The sequence below is a fragment of the Kineosporia mesophila genome (assembly GCF_021129235.1).
Classification (GTDB): domain Bacteria; phylum Actinomycetota; class Actinomycetes; order Actinomycetales; family Kineosporiaceae; genus Kineosporia; species Kineosporia mesophila.
On record NZ_JAJOMA010000007.1, the window covers coordinates 1 to 22,754 of the forward strand.

At 70.4% G+C, this 22,754-nt stretch carries 15 protein-coding genes; 4 read left to right on the forward strand and 11 right to left on the reverse strand.

Annotated elements, in window-relative coordinates:
* Window positions 1-176: 176 nt before the first annotated feature.
* Window positions 177-2,216 (reverse strand): S9 family peptidase, encoded by a 2,040-nt coding sequence (locus LR393_RS11485; protein ID WP_231483837.1) that lies wholly within the window; start codon window positions 2,214-2,216, stop codon window positions 177-179.
* 179 nt (window positions 2,217-2,395) lie between these two features.
* Window positions 2,396-3,787 carry a hypothetical protein gene (locus tag LR393_RS11490; RefSeq protein WP_231483838.1) on the reverse strand — a complete coding sequence of 464 codons (1,392 nt, stop codon included), beginning with the start codon at window positions 3,785-3,787 and terminating at the stop codon, window positions 2,396-2,398.
* Window positions 3,788-3,986: 199 nt separating this feature from the next.
* On the opposite strand from LR393_RS11490, the gene ilvA reads away from it, so the two are divergent.
* Entirely contained in the window at window positions 3,987-5,237 is a 1,251-nt protein-coding gene (gene ilvA, locus LR393_RS11495) for a threonine ammonia-lyase IlvA (RefSeq protein ID WP_231483839.1), read from the forward strand.
* Window positions 5,238-5,285: 48 nt separating this feature from the next.
* Here ilvA and gndA read toward each other — a convergent pair whose 3' ends face one another.
* The 3 genes from gndA to LR393_RS11510 all read right to left on the reverse strand — a co-directional run bounded on the left by gndA (window position 5,286) and on the right by LR393_RS11510 (window position 9,286).
* Window positions 5,286-6,761 carry an NADP-dependent phosphogluconate dehydrogenase gene (gene gndA / locus LR393_RS11500; RefSeq protein ID WP_231483840.1) on the reverse strand — a complete coding sequence of 492 codons (1,476 nt, stop codon included), beginning with the start codon at window positions 6,759-6,761 and terminating at the stop codon, window positions 5,286-5,288.
* Between the two features lie 162 nt (window positions 6,762-6,923).
* Window positions 6,924-7,523: a hypothetical protein gene (locus tag LR393_RS11505; RefSeq protein WP_231483841.1), complete on the reverse strand. Its 600-nt coding sequence runs from the start codon at window positions 7,521-7,523 to the stop codon at window positions 6,924-6,926.
* Window positions 7,524-7,858: 335 nt separating this feature from the next.
* Window positions 7,859-9,286, reverse strand: coding sequence for a hemolysin family protein (locus tag LR393_RS11510; RefSeq protein ID WP_231483842.1), 1,428 nt, complete (start codon window positions 9,284-9,286; stop codon window positions 7,859-7,861).
* A gap of 391 nt (window positions 9,287-9,677) precedes the next feature.
* Between LR393_RS11510 and ppk2 the strand changes: the two genes are divergently transcribed.
* The 3 genes from ppk2 (at window position 9,678) to LR393_RS11525 (ending at window position 15,255) form a co-directional block, all read left to right on the forward strand.
* Window positions 9,678-10,583: a polyphosphate kinase 2 gene (gene ppk2, locus LR393_RS11515; RefSeq protein ID WP_345718864.1), complete on the forward strand. Its 906-nt coding sequence runs from the start codon at window positions 9,678-9,680 to the stop codon at window positions 10,581-10,583.
* Between the two features lie 102 nt (window positions 10,584-10,685).
* Window positions 10,686-11,495: a 4'-phosphopantetheinyl transferase family protein gene (locus tag LR393_RS11520; RefSeq protein ID WP_231483844.1), complete on the forward strand. Its 810-nt coding sequence runs from the start codon at window positions 10,686-10,688 to the stop codon at window positions 11,493-11,495.
* Between the two features lie 16 nt (window positions 11,496-11,511).
* Window positions 11,512-15,255 (forward strand): hypothetical protein, encoded by a 3,744-nt coding sequence (locus tag LR393_RS11525; RefSeq protein WP_231483845.1) that lies wholly within the window; start codon window positions 11,512-11,514, stop codon window positions 15,253-15,255.
* Between the two features lies 1 nt (window position 15,256).
* On the opposite strand, the gene LR393_RS11530 is transcribed toward LR393_RS11525, so the two are convergent.
* From LR393_RS11530 to LR393_RS11555, 6 genes are read right to left on the reverse strand one after another with little or no spacing between them, the layout of a single operon-like run.
* Window positions 15,257-16,285 (reverse strand): C40 family peptidase, encoded by a 1,029-nt coding sequence (locus LR393_RS11530; protein ID WP_231483846.1) that lies wholly within the window; start codon window positions 16,283-16,285, stop codon window positions 15,257-15,259.
* A 4-nt stretch (window positions 16,286-16,289) separates the two neighbouring features.
* Window positions 16,290-16,799 (reverse strand): hypothetical protein, encoded by a 510-nt coding sequence (locus tag LR393_RS11535; protein WP_231483847.1) that lies wholly within the window; start codon window positions 16,797-16,799, stop codon window positions 16,290-16,292.
* 37 nt (window positions 16,800-16,836) lie between these two features.
* Window positions 16,837-19,053, reverse strand: coding sequence for a DUF1700 domain-containing protein (locus LR393_RS11540; RefSeq protein ID WP_231483848.1), 2,217 nt, complete (start codon window positions 19,051-19,053; stop codon window positions 16,837-16,839).
* On the reverse strand, window positions 19,050-21,962 hold the full coding sequence (locus LR393_RS11545) for an ATP-binding protein (protein WP_231483849.1): 2,913 nt from the start codon (window positions 21,960-21,962) through the stop codon (window positions 19,050-19,052). The genes LR393_RS11540 and LR393_RS11545 overlap by 4 nt, the downstream gene beginning before the upstream one ends.
* Window positions 21,963-21,981: 19 nt before the next feature.
* Complete coding sequence (locus LR393_RS11550; protein ID WP_231483850.1) at window positions 21,982-22,362, reverse strand: hypothetical protein; 381 nt, start codon at window positions 22,360-22,362, stop codon at window positions 21,982-21,984.
* A 3-nt stretch (window positions 22,363-22,365) separates the two neighbouring features.
* Window positions 22,366-22,644: a hypothetical protein gene (locus tag LR393_RS11555; protein ID WP_231483851.1), complete on the reverse strand. Its 279-nt coding sequence runs from the start codon at window positions 22,642-22,644 to the stop codon at window positions 22,366-22,368.
* Between the last annotated feature and the right edge of the window lie 110 nt (window positions 22,645-22,754).

Here is a 22,754-nt window from a genome sequence, read left to right on the forward strand (position 1 = left end):
CAGGTCCGGCCGGTATCCACCACCGCACGGCAGGGGCACATCGTCCTTCATCCCTTGTTCGTGATCATGCAGAACCTCCCCGGGGAGGTTCTGCATGATCACGAACGAAGAAGGGCGCTGGCCGGGTTTTGGTGACCGGAAGCGCGAGGGTCGCTTGCCTCGTCCTCAAACCGGGGTCAGTTGGGTTTGAGGGTCTCGGCGAAGCGGATCGGCACCGGCTCGGGCAGGTTGGCCGGCTCGAAACCGAAGACCTGGCCGTAGAAAGACAGTTCGGACTCGGTAGCCCGGATGATGTTCTCGGCCCGGCGGAACCCGTGCTGCTCGCCCGGGAAGAGTAAATAGCTGTGCGGCACCTTCTTCGCGGCGAGCGCGGCCACGATCATCTCGGCCTGGGCCGGCGGAACGACCTCGTCCTCCTCACCCTGCAACACGATGAGGGGACGGTCGAAGCCGTCGATGTGCGACAGCGGAGAGCGTTCGGTGTAGATCTTCTCGGCCTGGGGCCACGGCCCGACCAGTCCGTCGAGGTAGCGGGACTCGAACTTGTGCGTGTCCCGGGCCAGTGCGCCCAGGTCGGCCACGCCGTAGAGACTGGCACCCGCGGTGAACACGTTGCGGGTGGCGAGGGCCGCGAGGACCGTGTAGCCCCCGGCGCTTCCCCCACGGATCGCGAGGCGGGCCGGGTCGGCCAGTCCCTGGGCCGCGACCCAGAGTGCGGCTGCGCAGGCGTCCTCGACGTCGACGATTCCCCAGGAGGCGTCGAGGAGCTTCCGGTAGGGGCGTCCGTAACCGGTGCTCCCGCCGTAGTTCACATCGATGACAGCGAATCCACGGCTGGTCCAGTACTGGGTTCTCAGCCGGAAGGCGGAGCTCGCGGCACTGGTCGGACCGCCGTGCACGGTCACGATGAGTGGCGGACGCTCGTTCTGCGGCCCGCGCACGGCGGCGGAGGCCGGCAGGTAGAGCAGGGCGTGCGCGTTACGGCCACCGACGCTGGGGAAAGTGACGTGTTGCGGTACCGAGATGCCGGCCGGGTCGAGGCCGTGGTCGGGTACCTCATTGAGCACGGTCCAGGCCAGAGCGCCCTTTTCGTTGACCTGGAACTCGACGACGGCGGGCTCGGACGTGGTCTGGGCCGCGATGGCGGTGAGCCGGGAGCCGTCGGGAGACAGGCGCAGCTGGTTGAGGGAGGGGAACGGGAGCGCCTCGGTCTGGATCGAATCATCCTGCAGCCGGACGAGGTTCGCGCCCTTGTCGTCCGAGTAGGTGAGCCAGGTCAGGCCCCCGGCGTCCATCGCGTAATTGCTGTTGCCGAAAACCCAGGCCGGACTGCCCACTTCGTGCCGCAGGGGCAATACCGGAGCAAGGTCACCGCTGGTGTCGTCGACGCGGTAGACGTTCCACCACTGCGAGGTGTCGGAGATGACGTGGAGCTGTCCGTCGGGTCCGAAATCGGGCTGCATGAGCGACTGTCCGTCGCGCGAGGCCGCCCGCCCGTGACCGACCCGCTGGGCACCCGCCAGCAGGTGGGCGTCCACCATCGAGAGCCCCGCGTCCGAGGCCACCAGCTCGCCGATCCACAGCGCGGTGCTGTCCCACGGCATGTTCGGGTGCTGCCATTCGATCCAGGCCAGGTGCTGCCCGTCGGGGCTGATGCGCGGGGCGGCGACGAAGTCGGCGCCACTCACGAGCACCCGCGGAGCGGGATCGCCGGTGTCGCCGGGAACGGCCGGGATGGCCACGATCTCGTTGCGCACGTCGTTGCCCTCGTGCGTCTCCCGCACACAGATGACGGTCTTGCCGTCGGGAGTGAGGCGTCCGTCCGCGTAGCGCCAGGCCGCCTTCGTCGGCGGGGTGGGGGTGATCGCCACCGGGTGCTTCCCCGGTTCGGCGCGGTAGAGGCGCTGGTCGTCCCAGTTCACCGCGAACACCACGTCACCGGCGACCCACCAGCCGCCTCCTCCGTACTCGTGCACCCGGGTACGCACGTTCCAGTCCGGCCCGAGCACGTCGGTGACCCGGCCGTCGGCCGTGCGGAACACCAGCTGTTCGCGCCCGCCCTGATCGGGGCGGCTCTGCGACCACCAGGTGCCGGTGTCACCGGGCCAGGCCTCGACCGGGCGCACGACGCCCGAGACCAGGTCGGCTGCGCTGATCGGTGACGGCCAGGTGCCGTAGGGCACGACCGGGAGTTGTGTACCCGTGGAGTCGTTCATGCCCGAACGCTACTGCGAACGGGTGGTGCCCACCCCTGCGGAGAGCCCATCGTGAGAAACCCGAACGCGGGACGCGGGTGGGGGCCTGCGCGACACCCCTGCGCCACAACGGATACCAGGGATGGGAGCCGGAACCGGCCGGCCGTGTCCCGGCGTCCCTCGTCGGTAGCTCCGGGGGTTCAGCCCTTCCGGCGGACGGTGAAGGTATGGGCCACTTCCTGGTCGGTCGAGCCCTTGCCCGGCGGGTCGAGAAGGACCCGGCCGCGGGCCGAATCGCCCTTCTTCACCGAGCCGCCGTCCAGCCAGGTGCACTCACCCTTCTCGAGCACCTGCCGCTCGACCGTCGCGAAGGAGCGTCCCTTGGTGGCGACCTGGAGCACTGCGCGGGCGGCCGCGTCGCCGGTGTTGCAGACCCGGGCCCGGACAGCCCCGCCCGACGACACCGCGGTCTTCGGCACGGTCAGCTCGTAGTCCGGGGCCGGGCACGTGAACTTCTGCTTCAGCACGACACCGTCGGTGAGGGCGGAGGCCAGCGAGACCGACCAGGGGCCGGCGCCGGTGAGCCGCAGGGTGGCCGGCAGATCCAGCTCGTCGTCGCCACCCGTCACCAGGGTGTCCGGGTAGGTGCCGGTCAGGCGGACCGCGGCGCCCTTGGCCGAGCAGACCGGCGTACCGGCGGTCACAGTGCCCAGCGCCAGCGGCGCGGACTCGTACCGGCTGCTGATCTCCTGGTCCGCGGCGAGGCAGTCAACGGTGACCCCGTAGTCGCCGAGGTCAGCGTCGTCAGGGATCGGGAGCTGCGTGGACGGCCAGGTGTTGCCGGCGATGTCGACCTCGGTGGTGACGATCGCGTTCGGGTCGGCCTCGGCACCCAGACCGGTGACGTCGCCGTCGTCGCCATTGTCGTCGTCGCTCAGGGCCGCCGGGCTCACCTGGATCCGGGCGGTGGTGGCGGCTGCGGCGCAGACATCGACGGGGGACACGGTGACGGTGTCACCCGGCCCGGCCAGTCCTGGTGTCAGGTTCACCCGCGCCGCGCTGCCGGACACCGTGAGTGCGGCCGGAGCGTAGGTCAGGGTGACGCCGCCCTCGTCGTCGCCCGGGTCGTCGGAGTCGATCACCTGCTGCCCGAGCCGGTCGGGGGCGGTGGCGGAGAAGCTGCTGACGTTCCGGGCCATCACATAGGCCGAGCTCAGGCAGAGCACGTCGACGGTGCCCGGACCGGCCGCTACTTCCGCGGAGTCCCAGGCGCCGTTCTCGTCGGGACCCGTCACCGGCAACCGCACGGTGGTGGCGTCCCAGGCGCCGTTCTCGTCCGTCGTCAGCAGGTCGAGCTGGTAGGTGGTGCCCTCGGAATCGGTGTAGGTGACGAAGACGTCCTGCTCACCGCCCGCGGAGGGACAGGGCTGCGGCGGGGTGACCGTGAACGAGGTCCCCGGGCGCACCGAGGTGGCGCTGAGGGTGGGCGCGGCCGCGGTGTCGTCCTGCGCCGCAGCGAGGGCGAGGCCGGAGCCGGAGGTCAGCATCACGGCGAGCGTGACCGAACCAGTGACGAGGACGCGGCGAATCATCGTGCATCTCCTTCTGCTCCGGTGCGCAGGGACTCCCATGTCTCGACATCCCGGCACCGGACCTGAACCCGGCGTCACCCGGACAGCCTGATGACGGCGGGAAGACACATCCGTGACGGCAGGTGAGACGACTCTCCACGCGGTCGGGGCCTGCGCCTAGGCTGCCCTCGTGGCGACGACAACGGAATCATCGGGACCGATGACCGCGGACGACGTGGAGCAGGCAGCACAACGGCTTTCGAGTGTTCTGTCACCCACTCCGCTGCAACCGCTCGACCGGGTCGGCGCCCGGATCGCCGGCCGGGTCTGGGTGAAGCGCGAAGACCTGCAGCCCGTGCGCTCGTACAAGGTGCGGGGCGCCTACAACCTGATCGCCCAGCTGTCCGACCAGGCGCGGGAGGCCGGGGTGGTCTGCGCGAGCGCCGGCAACCACGCCCAGGGCCTGGCCTACGCCTGTGGGAAGCTCGGCGTGCACGGCCGGGTCTACCTACCGCGCACGACACCCCGGCAGAAACGCGACCGCATCGCCGTGCTCGGTGGTGACCTGGTCGAGGTGCGGGTGAAGGGTGACACCTACGACGACGCCGCGGCCGAGGCCGCCGCCGACGCACTGCGGACCGGGGCCACGCTGGTGCCGGCCTTCGACCATCCGTGGACGGTCGCGGGTCAGGGCACGGCGGTCGCCGAGGCCTTCGCCCAGCTGGACGAGCTGGGCGAGGCCCGGCCCGACGTCGTGGTGATCCCGGTCGGGGGAGGCGGTCTGCTCGCCGGCGCCGCGATCTGGCTGGCCGAACGGCATCCGCAGGTACGCCTGGTGGGGGTGGAGCCGGCCGGCGCGGCCTGCATGGCGGCCGCGCTGCGGGCGGGAGAGCCGGTCACGCTGCCGGAGATCGACGGTTTCGTGGACGGGGCCGCGGTGCGCCGGGCCGGTGATGTCACCTTCCCGATCGTGCGTGACGCCAAGGTCGAGGTGGTCAGTGTGGCCGAGGGCCGGGTCTGCGCCGAGATGCTCCACCTCTACCAGTCCGACGGCATCATCGCCGAGCCCGCTGGAGCGCTGGCCGCCGCCGCTCTCGGTGACGTGGTGCGGCCCCAGCCGGGGGCGAACGTGCTGGTCCTGCTGAGCGGTGGTAACAACGACGTCAGCCGCTACGCCGAAGTGGTCGAGCGGGCGCTGATCCACGAGGGCCGCAAGCACTACTTCCTGGTCGGTTTTCCGCAGGAACCCGGTGCGCTACGCCGTTTTCTGGACGACGTGCTGGGCCCGGACGACGACATCACGCTGTTCGAGTACGTGAAGCGCAACAACCGGGAGACCGGGCCCGCGCTGGTCGGTATCGAACTGGGTAGCCCGGCCGATCTTCCGGCTCTGCTCGCCCGGATGGAGGCATCGCCGCCGGACATCGAGAAGATTCCGGCCGACAGTCCGCTGTTCCGTTACCTCCTCTGAAAATGAAGGACGAGGTGGGCACCTGGGGTGCCCACCTCGTCTTTCATCTCAGCTCTGGATCTCGGACTTGTCGCCCGCCCACAACGTGTGGAACGACCCCCCGGCGTCGACGCGGCGGTAGGTGTGCGCGCCGAACAGGTCACGCAGGCCCTGGATCAGCGAGGCCGGCAGGCGGTCGCGGCGCAGACCGTCGTAGTACGCCAGCGACGACGAGAACGCCGGGGTGGCAACGCCGTTCAGTGCGGCGGCGGAGACCACCCGGCGCCACGCATCGGAGCCGTTCGACACCGCCTCGGCGAAGTACGGCGCCACCAGCAGGCTTTCCAGTTTCGGCTGGTCGTCGTAGGCCTCGCGGATCCGGTCGAGGAAACGGGCGCGGATGATGCAGCCGCCCCGCCAGATCGTCGCGGTCTTCCCGCGGTCGATGTCCCAGCCGAATTCCTCGCTGCCCGCGGCAATGTGGTCGAAACCCTGGGCGTAGGCGACGACCTTGGACGCGTACAGTGCCCGGCGGACGTCTTCGACGAACGCGTCGCGGTCGCCGTCCGCGACCCAGCCGTCGGTGACGCCCGAGCCGAACGCCTCACCCGCGGCGGCGCGCTGGGCGGCGTGGCCGGACAGCGAGCGCGCGAAGGTGGCCTCGGCGATGCCGGTGATCGGAACGCCCAGCTCGAGCGCGTTCTGCACGGTCCAGCGGCCGGTGCCCTTCTGCTCGGCCTGGTCCTGCACGATGTCGACGAAGGGCTTGCCGGTGCGCTCGTCGATGTGGCTGAGCACGTCGACCGTGATCTCGATCAGGAACGACTCCAGGTCGCCCTCGTTCCAGGTGCGGAAGATGTCGGCGATCTGCGCGGGCGTGGCGCCCAGCCCCTGACGCAGCAGGTCGTAGGCCTCCGCGATGAGCTGCATATCGGCGTACTCGATGCCGTTGTGCACCATCTTCACGAAGTGACCGGCGCCGTCCGGGCCGACGTGCGTGCAGCAAGGGGTGCCGTCGACCTGCGCGGCGATCGACTCGAATATCGGGCCGAGCCGGTCGTACGCCCACTTCGAGCCGCCGGGCATGATGCTCGGCCCGAGCAGCGCGCCCTCCTCGCCGCCGCTGACACCGCAGCCGACGAAGTGCAGGCCCTTGGTCTTGAGAGCTTCTTCCCGCCGCCGGGTGTCGGCGAAGTGCGCGTTACCGGTGTCGACGACAATGTCGCCCTCTTCCAGCAGCGGCACCAGCTCGTCGATGACGGCGTCGGTGCCCGGGCCGGCCTTCACCATGACGATGACGACGCGGGGTTTCTGGAGGGAGTCGACGAAGTCTTCGAGTGACTCGCTGGGCACGAAGGTGCCCTCGTCGCCGTGGTCTTCGACCAGGCTCTGCGTGCGGGCGTTCGTGCGGTTGTGAACTGCTACCTGATGGCCGTGGCGGGCCAGATTACGGGCCAGGTTGCGGCCCATGACGGCGAGGCCGGTCACACCGATGTTGGCGGACCCGGTCTTCTTCGTGACGTCATTATCTGTACTGGTACTCACCGTTCTCCTCAGTCTCTGCAGTCACCGGGCAGAGGCTGTCCTGTCCGGTGACGAGCCGGCGGGGTTGGATCAGAACCACGCTCGGTCAGGCTACCTGCGACTTTGCGCGTTGAGCCGGGCCGAGGGTGGTTCTGTTGGTCCCCCCTGTCAGAGGAATACGGTTCAGCAGCGCTCTTCGTAGGGGGCGACCGTCACGGTGACGGGCACGCCGTCGAACGTGTCGCCGGCCTTGGGCCGCTGGTCGCAGACCCGCCAGTCGCCGAGGTTGCCGTCGACCGTGTCGCCGTCTTCCCGGTCGATGAAGCGCACGCTGGCCTTCTCGCCGAGGATCTGGCCGGCCATGTAGGCCGTGCGGTTCTTCAGGTCGGGCATGTCGGTGGTCGCGACCTTGTAGAGCGCCTGGTCGGAGGAGGGGCACTTCTCGTCGAGCTGCACCGCGCCCAGCTCGACCTTGGAGTTTTCGTCACGCGAGCCCGCGGCGGGGGTCTGGAAGCAGACCACCCATTCCTTGTCGTCGCTCCAGCGCCGGTCGCGGCCCAGGGCGTCGTGGGTCTCCACCTTGCCGAAACCGGACTTGTCGGCCTTGTCCTTGGCCCATTCCAGCCCCTTGCCCACCAGCTGGGGCAGATTGGACTTGGCCGCCGCGCTGTCACCCCCGCCGCTGCCGATCATCCAGAAGATCAGGATCAGCACGACGGGCGTGGCCAGTACTGCGATCAGCACGATCGTGGGTGTGCTCGGACCGGTCCGCTCGCCTGCCATCAGCGCAACAACCCTTTCGGCCGTGGAAAACCCGGTTGTGGCTGTTTGGGCAGCCGGAAGAATTATCCCGGACCCGGTGGTTGCATATCAATCCGCCGCGCTGCGCAGGTCCGGCACCGACTCTGCACCGCTTTTGGCCAAGCCCCCTGACCTGCGCCTTCCTGGATGCCAAGGCAGGTAGGCCACCCCCCGCGGGCTCCCACAACCCCCTCCTTCCTTCCGTGATCATGCAAAACCTCCCCGGAGTTCTAGAACTCTCCCCCTCAGAGTTCTAGAACTCCGGGGAGGTTTTGCATGATCACGAACAAGGTTTTTGGGGGAGGGGCGCCAGATCATCAGGCCTTGTCGGTGTGGGCCGGGGGGTCGGCGGGGGTCAGGTCGAGGGCTGCCAGTTCGGCCGGGGTGGACGTGGCGGCCACGGCGGGTTCCTCGGCCGGCAGTTCGGGGGCGGGCGGCAGGTCGCGGTTCTCGCGGGCCTGGCGCGCGGTCTCCTTGGCGGTCTCGATCTGGGTCAGCTCGTCGGAGTCCAGCGGGTGCACCTGCACCCGGAGGATGGCCCGCGGCGTGACCTCGAGCGCGGTGAGGCGCCAGTTGCCCACGACGGTCTCGGTGCCGGCGGCCGGGAACTCGCCCAGGGCCTCCAGCATGATCCCGGCGATCGTGGCGCTGCGGCCCGCGTCCAGGTCGATGCCCAGGTCGGTCAGGTCGTGGGCGGGGAAGGAGCCGTTCAGCTCGATGTCGCCGTCGGGCCGGTGCAGGACCTGCGCGGTGTCCAGGTCGAACTCGTCGTAGATCTCGCCGACGATCTCCTCGAGCAGGTCTTCCAGCGTCACGATGCCGGCGACCGCGCCGAACTCGTCCATCACCAGGGCCAGCTGACCGCGCTGCTGCTGCATGCGGCCGAGGGCCTGGAGCACGCCGACCGAGTCGGGCAGGACCAGGGCGGGGCGCACGTAGTCGGCGACCGTGCCGATCCCCGCCACGAGCTGCCGCAGGTGCACGAAACCGATGACGTCGTCCTCAGTCTCGCCGATCACCGGGGCCCGCGACAGACCGGCCTCGATGAGCAGGTCACGGGCGGTCGAGGCGTCTTGCCCGGCGTTCACGAACACCACGTCGGTGCGCGGCACCAGCACCTGGTAGAGCTTGCGCTCGTCGAGCTCGAGCGCGCCCTCGATGATCGAGCGCTGCTGCTGCGGAATGGACTCCTGGGCGGCGATCATGTCCTTGATCTCCTCCTCGGAGACCTCCTCGCGCGCCGCCTTCGGGTCCAGGCCGACCATCCGGACGACCAGTTCCGTCGACTTGGCGAGGATCCAGACCAGCGGCCGGGCCAGCACCGAGATCAGGTTGATCGGGCCGGCCGCGCGCAGGGCCCAGGACTGGGCGGTCTGCATCGCGATCCGCTTCGGGGCCAGCTCGCCGATCACCAGCGTCACGTAGGTCAGCACGATCGTCACCACGACGACCGAGACCGGCTCGGCCGCGCTCCCGAGGAAGCCGAGGGGCTCGATCAGCGGCTGGGCCAGCGATACGGCGGCCGTGGCCGACGCCAGCGCCCCGGCCAGCGTGATGCCGATCTGGATGGTGGACAGGAACCGCGTCGGGTCGTTCGTCAGACTGGCCAGCCGACGACCCTTCTCGCTCTCCGTGGCCAGGCGGTTGACCTGGCTCTCACGTAACGAGACCAGAGCCATCTCGGAGCCCGAGAGCGCGGCGTTGATCAGGATCAGCACGGCGACCAGGGCGATCTCGACCCACATGGTGTGCTCGGCTCCTTCGGGGCTGAACTGGGGCCCCCTCCCGGCCCTACCGGGCGGAGAGGTCAGCATGGGGCTGCCATCATCCGGCAGCGATGATCACGCCGCCTCCTGAGAACCTTGGCACGTCTGGCCCTCGGGACGGTTCCCGGGCAGGTCAGGTGCCCGTCCGCGGCCAAAATTATTGTTGTTGCCGTCGGCCCCGACCAGGGCGACCCGCGCGGGCAAGGGGAACAACGCGCAACCGTTGGCCAACGAGCGGTGAACTCCTGGTTCTGTGGCCGTGAAACTCCGGCCCGCGACCTGTCGGACGGCCGGTGCGCGGTGCGAACGTCGCGGGATGGAGAACCTCCCGGCGGACGAGCAGATGGCCGAACTCAGCGAGCACCTGCGGATGCCCGGCGGCGGGCAGCCGGTGGAGGGCCTGAGCGTCGACGACTCCGATGACGACGACCCGGTGCTGATCACTCCCACCGGCGACCCGGTGGACACCTGGCGCGAGGGCTACCCGTACTCCGAGCGGCTGGGCCGCGACGTCTACGAGGCGGAGAAGCGGCTGCTCCAGATCGAGCTGCTGAAGCTCCAGAACTGGGTGAAGAGCTCCGGCGAGAAGGTGGTGATCCTCTTCGAGGGTCGCGACGCGGCCGGCAAGGGCGGCACCATCAAGCGGTTCATGGAGCACCTGAACCCGCGCGGCGCCCGGGTGGTGGCCCTGGAGAAGCCCAGCGAGCGCGAGCAGGGCGAGTGGTACTTCCAGCGCTACGTGCAGACGCTGCCGACCAGCGGGGAGATCGTGCTGTACGACCGGTCCTGGTACAACCGGGCCGGCGTGGAGCGGGTGATGGGTTTCTGCTCGGCCCCGGAGTACCTGGAGTTCATGCGGCAGGCCCCGGAGCTGGAGCGGATGCTCGTGCGCTCGGGGATCCGGCTGGTGAAGTTCTGGTTCTCGGTGTCGCAGCACGAGCAGCGCACCCGGTTCCTGATCCGCCAGGTCGACCCGGTACGGCAGTGGAAGCTGTCACCGATGGACCTCGCCTCGCTGGACAAGTGGCAGGACTACACCGAGGCCAAGGAGGCGATGTTCTTCTACACGGACACCGCCGATGCCCCGTGGACGGTGGTCAAGAGCAACGACAAGAAGCGCGCCCGCCTCAACGCCATGCGGCACGTGCTGCACCGTTTCCCCTACGAGGGGAAGGACCAGGAAGTCGTGGGCACTCCGGATCCGCTGATCGTGGGCTCGGCCGCGGAGGTGTACGAGAACGGCGAGCACACCTCGCGGTACTTCCCCCGCCTCTGACCGGTTCCCCGGGGTCGGGCATGATCAGTCGATGGACACGGGGTGGATCGGGAATTGTGATGTTTCGTGGCAGTGCCACGCCGATCAGGGCATCCTGTCCGGGTGTCTGAAGCCCGTACACCCCCGACGACGACGTCGCGGGAGCACGTCCTGAACGCCATCCCGTCCCCGGGCAGCCACCCGGCGCCACGGGGCACGGAGATCGAGATCTGGTGGTCCCGGGTGGACGTCGGCAATCTCGCCGACGACGTCCGCACCGAACTCGCGGCCGACCTGAGCGAGACCCGCCTGGCCAAGATCGAGCGCTACCGCCGGGCGCAGGACCGGGACCGCGGCCTGGCCGCCCACTCGATGCTGCGGCGGCTGCTCTCGGCGGTCACCGGTACCCCACCGGCGCAGTTGCAGCTCGGGTCGTTCTGCATCTCGTGCGGCGAGACCGGGCACGGCAAGCCCTTTCTCGACGCCCCCGACGGCAACCGCGACGTGGAGATCAACCTCTCGCACTCGGGTGAAGTGGTGATCGTGGCGCTCGCCGCCCCCGGGGTGCAGGTGGGTGTGGACGCCGAGCAGGGGCGCACCGTGGACTGGAACGCGCTGCGGAACTCGATCTTCGCCGACCAGGAGTGGGCCGCCACCGAGCGCCGCACCGACCGGGAGTACCGGCGCCTGCTCACCTGGGCGCGCAAGGAGTCGTCGGTCAAGGCCAGCGGGCACGGGCTGTCGCTGCCCCTGCGTCACGTGGTCACCTCGGACGCGGAGGGGGCGACCTGGTCGGCCTCGATGCCGTCCGGGGTCGGGCGGGTCGCGGGTGCCGACCTCGACCTGGCGCCCGACGTGGCCGCGGCGGTGGCGGTGCTGCGCCCCGAGGGGTGGCCCGATCCGCCCGTGGTGCGGCGCATTTCGATTGGCTGATCGGTAGTTTCGGCTGGTGGTCGAGCGGGCGGACACGCGGGTGGAGAGCTGGATGGCGGAGGCGGCCGGTACGCAGGAGGAGCAGCGGCGGGCGGTGGTCTCCCGCACCGAACGGCTGCGCGCGGCCCTGGGGCAGGTGACGCTCGAGGAGTACCGCAGCGAGGACGTCCGGTTCGAGCGGGACTCCCGGCTCGGGCGGGAACTGCTCTACCTGGTCGCGAACAACTCCTGGTGCCGCCGCACGACCGAGGTGCTGCACGTCCAGCTGGCCCAGGCCGTGGACACCGACGTGGTCGTGGACGTCGACCTGTCCTACGCCGATCACGAGGCGTTCGAGCTGGACGCCGGGCTGACCTGGCTGCCGCTGCTGGCCCTGCCGCCGATGCGTCCCCGGGAGCCGTCGAAGAGCCGGGACCCGCGGTTCCTGGCCGAGTTCCGGCAGAACCGGCTGGACGTGCCGCTCGACCGGTGGGCCGACGACGAGGCCGACCCGATCGCCTCGCTGGAGGTCAGCGACGCCAACGGGCAGCGGATCCACCGGCTGACCCAGGCCGAGGTGCGACAGCGTCTCTCGGCGGCGCTGGCCGAGATGATCATCAACGTGATGACCCGCCGGCCGCAGCAGACCGGGCCGGAGCCCGGCGCGGTCGTGCAGCGCACCCAGAAACTGTTGCTGTCGGCCGCCATCCGGCGCATGCTGCCGGGCGCCTCGCCGATGGCGGAGGGCGGTGAGCTGCCCGCCGGGGGCACGGTGCCGGAGGGCATCCGCGATGCCCGGAACCTGCTCGACGCCATTCTGGCCGCGGACATCTTGCTGGCCCAGGAGTTCTCGGACGCGGACACCCCGCCCGAGCCGAGCCCGCCGACGTCCACCATTGCCGCGGTGGAGGTGCCGGAGCGGACTGGCGGACCGCGACCCGGGCTGGACACCGAAATCATGAAAGTCCTGACCGGATCTCATGTCCCGGGTGGACCGGAGACCGGTCCGATCGCCGCCGGCTCCCGGGTCGACTCCTGGCTGGAAGACGGTGGCCGGTTGCGGCCGGCGCTCGGCTCGCACGTCGGGGAGATCCTCGATGCGCTGGTCGGCACCACCCTGGTCGTCATCGCGATCCGCGACGAGGGCAAGCCGATGTCGTACACGGTGCACGTGCCCTCGCGCCGGCTGGTGCGGCAGGGGCGTGCTTGGTTCCAGCCCCGGGCCCTGCTGAGCATCGACCTGCTCGCCCCGACCGCCCACGCCGACCGGCAGATCCGGCTGGTGCTGCCCGAGGGTGTGGTCTGTCGCGGGGACCGGGTGCAGGGACGTATCGACGTCGAACTCCCCAGCCCGTTCGAGCGCCTCGAGGCGTTGATGCGGCGCCTGTTCCCCCGGCAGATGCCGCATGACCGCCCGGCCTCCTGGGTGGACGTGCAGATTGCCGAGATGGCGCTGCACAAGGTGGATTCCGCGCTCGACAGCCTGCGTTACTACCTGGTCGAGGCGACGCACGACGAACTGGCGGACGACGGTGGGCCGCGCGGGTGGTTCTCCCGCGGGTCGCGGCGCCCGACCCGGGAGGAGCTCACCCGGCGGCTGGACTCGCGCCTGCGTGAGCTGCGCGGACACCTCGACCGGGTGCGTGCCGACGGGGTGCTCGGCGACGGTATGGCCGGGCTGTGGCAGGCCTGGGACTCCGGCTCCTGGTTCCCCCGCTGGATGCGGCGCCGCGTCGACGTGAACACTGCCAGCGTGAATCTCGTGATGCTGCGGGCCAGTTCGGTCGACGACATCGCGATCCGGGCCCGGCCGATCCGGGCCCGGATCGAGGCCGACCTGGCGCTGTCCGAGGTTTCCGACGTGGCCCGGTACACCGGCGGCCTGAACCTGGCCGTGCTCGGGGTGCTCTGTGTGCTGCTGGGCCTCTACCCGCCCCAGGGCGACGGCGCCGGTGACACCGTGCAGGTGCTGGCCACCATCCTCACGCTGTTCTCGGCGGTGCTGGCCGGCCGGGTGGAACTCGGGCACGCCTCCACCCTGCGCGGACTGATGACCCGGGCCACCTACTGGCTGATGTTCGGTTCGGTGCTGCCCACCGTGCTGCTGGCCATGGCGCTGGCCCTGCTGCCCCTGCACTACGCCACCGGGTCCGCCGTCACTGCCTTCGTGGTGCAGTCACTGCTGATGCTGCGGTTCCGCCGCACCGAGCCTCTGCGGTCCCGGCCCGGACAGCGGTCCCGGCCGGCCCGGATGCGGGTCACCAGTGCCTACTCACCCGAGTACGCCCGGGTGGACATGCTGCGCGGGCGCCGCAGCCGGGCCCTGATCACCGAGGCCCTGCTGCTGGGCCGGGACGCGTTCGCCTACGTGGTCACCCGCCCCGCCGGGGAGGGGCAGTTGTTGCGTCTGCTGGAGGGCAGCCAGACCGGCGGCAACCCGGTGACCACCGCCCGGCGGTCGGTGGTGCGTTTCCTCAACGCGCGCGGCGTGGACGTGCGGGCGGCCGCTCCCGACCCGGTGAACCTGCTCGGCGCCGTGCAGTCCGCCACCGCCGGGCGGGCCATGACCTACCTGGTCTTCCGCGACCAGCCGATGGACGACTGGCGCACCCTCAGTGGGGACAAGGACGATGTGGTCGCCCCGGTGCCTCTCGATCCGGACCGGGTGGCACCGCAGGAACCGCCGGAGTGGGTGCTGCAGATCATGATCGGTCTGCCGGTGTCCCCGGTGGCCATCGCCCTGGCCCGGCACCCGGTGATGGCCGTGGTCTCCGCCGCGGCCCGCTACAACTTCCAGGTCAGCGGCGTGCAGTTGCCGGCCCCGCCACCGCCCGGCCACACCGGTCAGGGCCTGCGGTGGATCCAGCTCAGCGTCGGTGTCACCTACCGCCGGGGCGACTCGCTGCGGGGGCTGGGCTCCTTCCTCTACCGGGTGCACCGCATGGACGGCATGGCCTACGGCGGGGGCAAGCTCTCGGTGCTGGTGCAGATCAATGCCGAACGCCCGCCGCTGCCGGCTCTGCTTTCGTCGAAGCCCTTGAGCGACAAGGACTTCGACGTGGTGCCGGACGACGAGGCGGCCGGCGACCCGGAACGCAACTGGCGCACGCTGGCCCTGACCGCGCACTCCCGGGTCGGCCTGCTGCGCGACGTGCTGACCGGGCTGGCCACCCAGGCGCCGAACTTCGAGCTGGCGAGCCTGACCGTCGAGGGGGTGTACGGGCAGACGGTGCTGTTCCTGGTCGGGCGGGAACGTCTTTCCGGGGCTCCCGCGCGGGACGACGCGTTGCGGGGCGCGTTGCCGCGCTGGATGCGGCCCTCCGACCGGCTGATCGTCGCGGTCGACCGGCGGCTCAGTGCGCGGATGCTCGACGGCGCCTCCGGCCAGCGGGAACGTCTTCTGCTGCAGATCTTCCTGAGGACGCCCGACCGGCCCGGAGTGCTGCGCGAGACACTCCGGAACCTGGCCCGGGCGCTGGAGATGTACGGCCCCGCCGGGCACGCGTACGGCGAGACGCTGGAGAAGATCGACGTCTGGTTCGTGACCATGGAGGTCGCCGACGGGCGCACCTTCCGCGGGCACCTCACCGTGCGGCTTCCCGGGGAGCCGGACTCCTGGGCCGACTGGGCCGCGGTGGACTGGTCGGCCGTGGAACGGTCGATGAGTCAGGCGTCCGCCCAGGCCGCGCGGGGTGAGGGCAACGACGCGGCGATGGGCGGTGCGGTGGCGATCATGGACGACACGGTGATCACGGTGGAGCTGATGCGGACGACCGGCTGACCTACGCCGCGGCCGGTACGGCGGCGGCGAAGGCGGACGCGTTGAGGCGGCCGATCTTGTTGTTCACGCCGTCGACCTTGTACTTGGTGAGTTTCACGTCCAGGCCGGTTCGGGGTGCCTGGACGGCGGTGCCCGGTTCCACCACGATCATCACGTGGCCGGCCGAGCCCCGTTCACCGAGCGCGCTGAAGATCAGGTCGCCCGGCTTCTCCTGGCCCGGCTCGATGATCGTGGAGTTGTCCATCATCTGCGCCGCGGTACGGATCTTCAGCGGGTGACCGGCCTTGCGCCAGGAGTAGACGATGAGGCCGGAGCAGTCGAACGACTCGGGGCCGACGGCGCCCCAGACGTAGGGGTCGCCCTGCTGTTCCAGCGCGGTCTGGAGCATCTTCCCGACCGATCCGGTGGGCAGGTTCGCCGCGACCACGTTCTTGTCGCAGCCCAGCGGGTTGTCGCCGACCACGGACTCCACCAGCGAGGCGGCCATCGACTCCCAGCGGGCGTAGGCGAACGGGAAGGCCGACACCTGCACGGCCTGGGCCGCGTCGGTGACCGGCATCGACTCCCAGTCGCGGACGTCCAGCAGGCCGGGCTGCCCGCCCTGACCGCCGGTGTAGAACATCCTGGCGGCCTGCTCCGGGTTCGTCCGCCGGGCCTGTGAGCCCCAGGCGTCCCGCTGCTGGAAGAGCCCGACGCTGTCCAGGTCGCCCCCGGAGAGGTTCTGCAGCGTCGATTCCTGCATGGCGGTGGCCACGGCCACGACCAGCCCGCGGGACGGGACGTGCAGCGAGACCCCGGTCTCGATCACCGTCTGGGCGTTGGCCAGTTGCTCTTCGTTGAGCACGACATTGGTGTTACCGGTCTGGGCGATGGGGCTGCAGGTGGTGCTCGTGATCCCGGCGGCCTCGTCTTCCGACACCCCGGCGATGCCCATCATCATCATCGCCGGAACCAGGACCAGGCCGCCCCCGAGGAAGGCGAGGACCGCCAGGAGAGCGACTACCAGCTTGAGCGGGACACGCCGTTCCATGGGCTCAGTCTCCGGTGTTGGGCTGCACGTCGGACACCATCGGCTCGGACGTCCCCTCTCCGGCGACCACGGTCACCAGCACCGAGGACCCGTCGGCGAGAGGGACGGCGATCATGGACGACTCCTGGGCGAGGAACCGGACCACCGGCTCACCCTCGGGCTGGGTGCCCGGCAGGGTGGAGGTGTCGGTGGTCTCCAGGGCCGTGGCGTAGTCCGGGGTCGCCAGCGGGGTGAGCGCAGCCAGCCAGTCGGCCGACGTCTCACCCGGCTTCAGCTCGGCCCACAGTCGCACGAAATTGACCGCGGTGGTGACGTATCCGTCGGACGCCGGAACCACGGCCGCGGTCACGGCGGTCTGGGACATGTCGTCGTCGCTGCTGTTGCCGCTACCGGTCTTGCCGTCGTTGCCGACGGCGGCGCTGCCGATCACGAAGATCAGGATGATCGCGCTGAGGCTGACCACCACCAGGCGGCGCGGGCTCTTGCAGAGCCAGGTGATGAAGTCAGCAACCATGGGAACCTGCCGTACCGGTCGTCATCCGAGCCCGGCCCTACCGTTGCCCGGCGCGGTCGTCGGAGCCGGACTCCGCCCCGGAACGGTGCGGGCGGAAGACCTCGTCGAGCTCGGTCTCGAAACTGTCCGAGGGCTCGCTCTCCAGGCGCTGGAAGCCACGGTCGCCGGGGCGGACGACCGGGGCGCCATCGTCCTGGGGCCGCCAGCCCTCGCTGCCGACCTTGGCCGCGGGCTCGGTGGCGAACTCGCGCTTCGGCCTACCGGGAGTGCTGCCGGTCTCGAAACGCCCTGAAGTGTCTTCGCGTTCGGCCGGCCCGCCGAATCCGGAGAGCGCGGCCCGGGCGGCGGCGCGGCCGGCTCCACTGCCCTGGCTGACCGTCGCGGACTCGATCCGGCTGCCGGGGGCGACGGTGGGGGCGTAGATCTCGCCACCCTCGCTGGGAACGGCCGGGGCCGCGGCCGCCTCGCCGCGGCTCGCAGCCGCTCCGGCGGCCGGTCCGCGAACCACGGTGACCTGGCTGGTGTTGACCGTGACGCCGTTGCTGAGAGCCGCCGGCTGGGCCACCGGGGCCGGTGCGCTCTGGGCCTCGGCGGGCAGGACACCCTCGGCCGTCGCCGGGACGGGGTAGTTGCTGATGGCCTCGATGCGTTGCGGGGCACGGCCTTCCGCGGCCTGGGCGTCGGCGATCGCCTGGGCCGGGTTGGCCCGCTGGGCGGCCGAGACACCGAGGAAGGTGCTGAGGGCGCCGGTGAGGATGCGGGTGCTGGTGCGGGCCGCGCCCCGGGCCGTGGTGGTGACCCCGCCCGCCGCGCCGGCGAAGTGGTTCTCCCGGCTGGAGACCATCTGGGTGAGCCGCCGGAACGGGCGCAGCGCCACCCACATGACGATCGTCAGCAGCAGCATGAGGATCACGCTCAGCCAGCCCGGGGTGGCGCTGGTCGGGGAGAGCAGCACCCCCATCCCGAGCACCGTGACCGACGCGCCGATGCCGAACACCATGGCGTTGATCAGGGCCGCGGCGACCGTGCTGCCGATGCCCGTCACCAGGGTCCGCATCGTCGGGAACAGGCCCAGCGTGGCGAAGGCGGGGAAGAGCATGACGCCGAAGCGGACGATGATCAGCGCGCCGAGCACGAGCAGACCGGCGATGAACAGGAACGGCACCGTGCAGAGGGTGGCGATGAGCGCGAGCATGGCGTAGCCGACCCGGCTGTCCGAGCGCTTACCGGTGAGGTACTCGTAGGCGTCCGGGTCGGCCGACTTGATCTCCTTGGCCGCGGTCTCGAACTTCTTCTCCTTGGCCTCGATGATCTTCCTGCCCTGCGCCGGGTCGGACTGCATGACCGCGGCCTCGCGCCAGGTGAGCGCGGTGGCGTCGAAGATGACCGGACCGTACTTCTCGGCGACGTCGGAATCGGTGCTGCCGAAGGTGCCGCCGAGCCAGGACTCGTAGAGCAGGGACTGGTGCATCCCGGAGGTCGCCTCGGTGCCCGCGCCGGCGTTGCCGTCGGCCGACTTCCCGTTGAGCCCGCTGGACACCGCGGAGAGGGTGGTGGTGACGGTCTGATCAGCAGCGTGCCCGGCCACCAGGGGCCAGCGGAACACCATGGTGACCAGCACCATCACGAACAGCGCCCAGCCGATGGCGCCGGCCGACGAGGCCAGTGAGGCCTGCCGGGACCGCCAGATGAGCAGCAGGCCGAGCGCGGCGATCACGACGAACGCCCAGCGCTCGAACACGGTGCGCTGCAGCGTGTCCACGACATTGGTGATCAGCGGGTCGAAGACGCCGAGGAAGTCGGGGGAGAACGCGGCGTCGAGCACGGCGCCGGTGGCAGCGACCATCGTGGTCGGGACCTCGAGGATCCAGTTGCCGATGGCCGTGCCGATCGAGGCGTCGGGGTTGCGAACGATGTCCGAGCCACAACCGAGGTCGTACGTGTTCCACCGCACCCCGGCGTACCCGTAGACCTCGTAGATCGAGACCTTGGCATTGTCGACGAACGGGTCTTCATCCGCCGGAAGAGTTTTGGGCGGTGACTCGAAGAACCCGACCACACCGCGCCCGGGCACCTCCGGCACCGGTGCCTCGGCGCAGTCGGAGAAGGGCGCGGCGGGGGCAGCCGTGGTGCTGCCGGTCTTCGCGGTGGGGCTGCCTCCGGCTGCCAGGGCCGCGGGGGCGGCGATGGCACCGGCGACGGCCAGGGCCAGCGCTGCGGCGGCAATGACAACGGCGCGCCGACGGTGCCTCATCGCTGCCCACCGGTCTCGTCGGAACGACGGTCGTTGTCCGAAGGAGCGGCCGGCCAGCCGTTCCCGTTCGTGGAGGGGGAATCAGCCGGGCCGTCGAGAACCCGGTGCGACCCGGTGCTGAGAGTTGCGTGCTCACCGGTGGCGGTGCCGTTGCGGGGTCGCGTACCCCGGCGGGCGCGGGACGCGCCGACCGGCAGGGCGTGCCGGGACCCGCCGGGCGGGGTCTGCGGATCGGTGCCGTTCCGCAGCCCGCCGCGCGAGCTCCAGGAACCGCCCACGCCGCTGGCAACCGGCCGGCCGGAACCCACGGGGGCGCCGGACGGGTCGAGTTCCACTGCGGTGAGGTCAATCTGGTCGGTGCGGGGCTCGCGGATCGACCGCGACTCCTCCGGTGGCCGGGGCAGCGTCGACGGTGCGGCGGTGGTGTCCAGGGCGGCCAGGACCTGTGGCAGGTGATCCAGGTCCACCCGCATCCGGTCGACATTGCCGTCGACGTCGCGCATGACGAATTCACGCAGACCGGAACGGGTTCCGGTGGTCGACCGGGGGGACAGCCGGGCCAGGACACCCTCGTACCCGACCCCGGGCGGAACCCGCAGCATGCGCAGGGCGTCAGCGGCCACCTGATCGTCCTCGATCCGTCCGACGAACGCGGCTGAGATGAAGTTGGAGACTTCCATGCCGAGAACGTCGGCGGGGTTCTGGGAAGCGGCCAGGACGCAGGTGTTCCACTTTCGGCTGTCTCGGCCGAGCCTGGTGAAAAGTGCTCGGCCGGCGCCCCATTCACCGAGGAAGTGGGTCTCGTCGAGGGCTACGAGCTTGCGCTCGTTGCGCGGCCGACCGTAGATCGTGCGGGTCGCGTACCAGGAGGCCAGGTGCAGCAGGGGCACAGCCATCTGCTCCTGGGTGGACCAGTGCTCGCGGGGCACCGAACCGGGCGGCAGCAGCAGGCCGGGCATGGTCAGCACGGTCAGCACGGCTTCGTCGTGGATCGGTTCGGTGCTCGGCCCGATCGGGAAGAACAGCCGGGCGAGCGGCATCTCGGCCATGTCGCGCAGGTAGGCGGCGATGTCGGCGGCGTGGTCGTCCTGCCGGGACTCCAGGAACTCGACCACCGTCCACAGGCTGGTCTGCGGTGCGCCCTTGGTCGACCGGATCGCCTCGGTGAGCACGAGCCGGGTGCGTGGCGCGGCGGCCAGACCGGGCGGCAGCAGCATCGTGGCCACGTCCAGGGCCAGGAGTTTGCGGTCCTGCGCGGCCAGCGTGCGGGCCTCTTCCAGAGCGTCGAGCGTCGGGTAATCTTCCGGCCGGGGCTGGACCACCACGGCGTACGGGTTGAGCGTGCCGGAGGGTGCCGAGGTCAGGTCGATGTGCCGGGAGCGGTCGCGCAGCTCGGGCAGCTCGGTGAGCCGGGCCAGCGGGCCGGACGGGTCGAGCATCACCGAGGTGATGCCGCGGCGCACGGCCTCGTAGGTGATCAGCCCGGCGAGGACCGACTTACCGGAACCCAGCGCACCGACGATCGGCACCAGGCCGGAGGTCTCGCGGACCTCGGTGGCGAAGTGGGTGTCGAACATGACGGCCCGCCGGCTGGAGGCAGCGGTGTGGCCGATGTACGGGCCCCGCCGGTCACCCAGTGAGGACGAGGCGGCCGGGACCCCGGCCGCGTAGTAGAGCGTGGGCAGCCGACGGCGGTAGGCCGTGGACGAGAGCGGTTCCCCCGGGATGAACTCGCGCAACAACCCGTGCTGCCCCTTCGGGTGGGCGATCGTGACCTGTCGCTTGCGGTACGTGTCGACGACCTGCCGGGCCCGTTCCAGGGCCTCTTCCTGGGTGGCACCGGACACGGCGATCCGGAACCAGCCGTGCACCCGGGAGGCCGTGGTGTCGCCGCCGGTCGTCATCTCGTCCTCGATGGCCCGGGCCTGCCGGGCCTGACGCTCGAGGGCCAGCGGCTCGTCCAGGTCGTGGTCGCGGTAGTGACGCTGCATGTCCCGGACCACCAGGAGCTTGCGCTGCACGGCGTCGAGCGCCTGGTCGCCGTCCAGGACGTCCAGGCGGATCGACCACTCGACCGCGAACGGCAGGCGGTCGGCGTGTACCAGCCAGGGCTCGTGCGAGGGGTCGGGGATCTCGATCTCGTCGACCCGGCCGACGGTGAGGACGCTGACGTGACGTTCGGTGCCGGAGCCGCCGGGGTCGCGGCGGGCGACCTTCACGGTCGGCGCGAACGGCTCGGCCTCGTGCACGACGCCCTCGGTGAGCTCGTACAGGTCTTCCGTCTCCCAGCGGCCGTCCTGCACCGGGGAGAGAGCACCGGGAGCGGGCAGTCCGAGCCCCAGGGAACGGCGCATCAGCCACTCCAGCTCCCGAGGGGTGACCGGCCGGCCCTCCAGGCCGGGGCCCGCGATCGCCTCGGCCACCAGCGCGGCGTCCTTGTCCACCTTCTGCAGCTCGCCGAGGGTGGGACGGCGCAGCACCCGCTGGGTGAAGCTCGCCATCTGGGACCGCTCGCTCACCTGGACGCCGAGGTACACCTCTTTCTCGGCCATGGTCGACGCGCGGACGTGCTGCTGCGCGCTGACCAGGTGATCGGCCCAGGTGTTCCCGTCGGTGCCGGGCAGTGGGTCCGGCGTGCGCGAATCCAGCGCCCGGGCCCAGGAAGCGGCCGGGTAGGGTCGCGATGTCACCCGCAGGTGCAGGCGACGGCCGGACAGCGCAGCCATCCGGGTCGCCGTGTCGATGATCAGGTTGAGTCGGTCACCATCGGCCCGGAAGGCCCAGCGCTGCGTGGGTAGCGCGAACCAGGCCCAGGCGGCCTGATCCGTGAACGCCAGATTGCCCTCGATTGTCCGCAACGCCAGTGCCATGTTCGCGGCCCGGGTCTGGCCGCTGCTGAAGATCCCCATGAGGTGGCCGCGTCTCTCCCTAGCTGCTGGCCCTGCGTGCCCGGGCTGAGGTGCGTTTGTCCCGTACCCGGACCTTGGGCTGCAGCCGGTACTTACTAGCGCGGCCTGCCCGGGGAGCGGTGAGATCCGAGACGAAGGTCTGCCAGACCGCCCTGGCTGGGCGCTCATGATCGATGAAACCCATCAGCCCGTACGTTCCGAGCGTGGCGATGCAGAGCTCCCACACCGGCGGGATGTGCACCTTGAGCGGGGTGACAGCCTCGACGAGCAGGATGAGCAGGAAAGCCACCAGCCAGGCCGCATACGCGCTGTACCTGGCTGTCCAGGGAAAGGTCAGTCCGCTCGGGCCGAGCCACACGGTGTTGACCCGATAGACCTCGTCATCAGGCGATACCCGCATGTCTCAGCCGTTCCCGAACACCAGTTCGGTCAACTGACCGGCGAAGCCGTAGAGCACTGCGGCGCCGGCGATGACCCCCATACCCAGCATCACGTTGGTCAGGGTGTTGGCGTTGTCGCTGATCCTGCCTTTTCGGGCAGAGGCGATGATGCCTATCCCGATCACCAGCAGGACCAGCGGGATGATGTTCTTGACGCCCCACTCGACCACTCCGTTGGAGTTGAGCGAGGGTCCATCGTTAGTAGTGGTCGCGAGCATGACTACCGACGTGATGACGGCCATTCGTACCTCCAGGGCACCGGTGAACCCCTCCGTAACCTCGGCGCCGTCACGCTGCTTCGGGCTCCGCTGAATCCGCACGTTCTGTTACGACCTTGCCACGCCAGGTCAGG

Coding starts and splice junctions, on each gene's coding strand:
- LR393_RS11485 (WP_231483837.1), bottom strand. CDS start 2,216: ATGAACGACTCCACGGGTACACAACTCCCGGTCGTGCCCTACGGCACC.
- LR393_RS11490 (WP_231483838.1), bottom strand. CDS start 3,787: ATGATTCGCCGCGTCCTCGTCACTGGTTCGGTCACGCTCGCCGTGATG.
- ilvA (WP_231483839.1), top strand. CDS start 3,987: ATGACCGCGGACGACGTGGAGCAGGCAGCACAACGGCTTTCGAGTGTT.
- LR393_RS11505 (WP_231483841.1), bottom strand. CDS start 7,523: ATGGCAGGCGAGCGGACCGGTCCGAGCACACCCACGATCGTGCTGATC.
- LR393_RS11510 (WP_231483842.1), bottom strand. CDS start 9,286: ATGTGGGTCGAGATCGCCCTGGTCGCCGTGCTGATCCTGATCAACGCC.
- ppk2 (WP_345718864.1), top strand. CDS start 9,678: ATGCCCGGCGGCGGGCAGCCGGTGGAGGGCCTGAGCGTCGACGACTCC.
- LR393_RS11530 (WP_231483846.1), bottom strand. CDS start 16,285: ATGGAACGGCGTGTCCCGCTCAAGCTGGTAGTCGCTCTCCTGGCGGTC.
- LR393_RS11535 (WP_231483847.1), bottom strand. CDS start 16,799: ATGGTTGCTGACTTCATCACCTGGCTCTGCAAGAGCCCGCGCCGCCTG.
- LR393_RS11540 (WP_231483848.1), bottom strand. CDS start 19,053: ATGAGGCACCGTCGGCGCGCCGTTGTCATTGCCGCCGCAGCGCTGGCC.
- LR393_RS11545 (WP_231483849.1), bottom strand. CDS start 21,962: ATGGGGATCTTCAGCAGCGGCCAGACCCGGGCCGCGAACATGGCACTG.
- LR393_RS11550 (WP_231483850.1), bottom strand. CDS start 22,362: ATGCGGGTATCGCCTGATGACGAGGTCTATCGGGTCAACACCGTGTGG.
- LR393_RS11555 (WP_231483851.1), bottom strand. CDS start 22,644: ATGGCCGTCATCACGTCGGTAGTCATGCTCGCGACCACTACTAACGAT.